1 protein-coding gene is annotated in these 327 nt (G+C 68.8%); it reads right to left on the bottom strand.

The window, feature by feature from the left end; genetic code table 11:
* Nucleotides 1-327 (bottom strand): PhnD/SsuA/transferrin family substrate-binding protein (locus tag EXE44_RS17845; RefSeq protein ID WP_241991891.1); only part of this gene is annotated, 327 nt, incomplete at both ends.

Genomic DNA, 327 nt, shown 5'->3' with positions numbered 1-327 from the left:
CGGCCGCGAACGGGCCGGTCTCCGCGAGGTCGGTCGTCCCCTGACCGAGCGACTGGATGACCGCGCTGTAGTTGCTCCCGATGTTCCCCTCGACGTTGAGGCCTTCGGGAACGTTGTGGTTCTGCTGGAGGTAGCTCCCGACGTGGTCGAGGAGCGGAGCGTACTGTACCTCGAGGTCCTCCTGCGGAACGGACGGCGAGATACCGAAGTTAACCGTTCCGTCCCCGCCGAAGGTCATTGCCGCGTCGCCGTCGCCGTCGCCGCTCATGCTGTCGCCGCCGGACCCGTCGCCGTCGCCGCTCATGTTGTCGCCGCCGGCCCCGTCGC

It is taken from the genome of Halorubrum sp. SS7, assembly GCF_005435055.1.
Classification (GTDB): Archaea; Halobacteriota; Halobacteria; order Halobacteriales; family Haloferacaceae; genus Halorubrum; species Halorubrum salinarum.
This window is presented reverse-complemented; position numbering and strand designations above follow the sequence as displayed.